The 888-nt window shown below is 49.9% G+C and carries 1 pseudogene; it reads left to right on the top strand.

Features of this window, described 5'->3' with window-relative positions:
* A pseudogene (locus tag E0E16_RS10010) lies at positions 1–888 on the top strand (IS256 family transposase); the annotation flags it as partial.

The following is an 888-nucleotide window of genomic DNA, read 5'->3' on the forward strand; positions in this document are numbered from 1 at the left end:
TTTCGAATTACACAAGCAGCAGCGAGGGTTTTGTTACCCTTCAGTCATTAATCATGAACTCCCTGATGTATCATGAACGAGAGTTGTTCGTCAGCGAAAATGCCCATGAGCAATGCAATGGTTTCCGTTCTCGTCGTTGGTACAGTCACGGCTTTGAGTTCTCGCTCCGTATTCCGCGCAGTCGTAGCGGAAACTTCTATCCCATTCTCTTAGGGTTGATACGCAGCGAAAGCGAGGAACGTGCCAAATTGTTCAATCTCCTCTACACCAAAGGTCTTACCACGGAGCAGATAGGCGAGATTTCAAATTGCGTCTATGGTCGTTCCTACAGCAAGCAGCAGGTATCGCATCTTGCCGGCAGCTGCCGTGAGGACGTCGAACGGTGGCTTTGCCGTAGCCTTTCCTCCCACTACTTAGCCGTCTATATCGACGCCACCTTTATTTCCACCCGTAGGGACAGACAGGTGTCCAAGGAAGCCTACTATACCATTCTGGGGGTATTAGAAGACGGCAGCAGGGAGGTGCTCACGGTTGTCAATCATCCCACAGAAGGGGCTCTTTGCTGGAAAGACGAGCTTGAGGCCTTGAAGCAAAGAGGCGTCGAACAGATAGACTTAGTTGTTTCCGATGCATTGCAAGGAATAGAGAATGCCGTCTGTGCAGCCTTTCCCGGTGCCGCACACCAGTTCTGCGTGGCACACGTTAAGCGACAGATACTCAGCGGCGCATCACATAAAGACAAACTGGTAATGGCGCAGCAGCTCAGTGAGGTGTTCCAATTGGAGAACAACGAGATGAATTCCTTGCAGGGATACGAACAATTCATTACCTTTGTCGAGAAATGGGAAAGGAAATATCCTGCACTAAGAAAATACAAGGCCGAACGCA

The organism is Prevotella rectalis (assembly GCF_900607215.1).
GTDB classification, from domain to species: domain Bacteria; phylum Bacteroidota; class Bacteroidia; order Bacteroidales; family Bacteroidaceae; genus Prevotella; species Prevotella brunnea.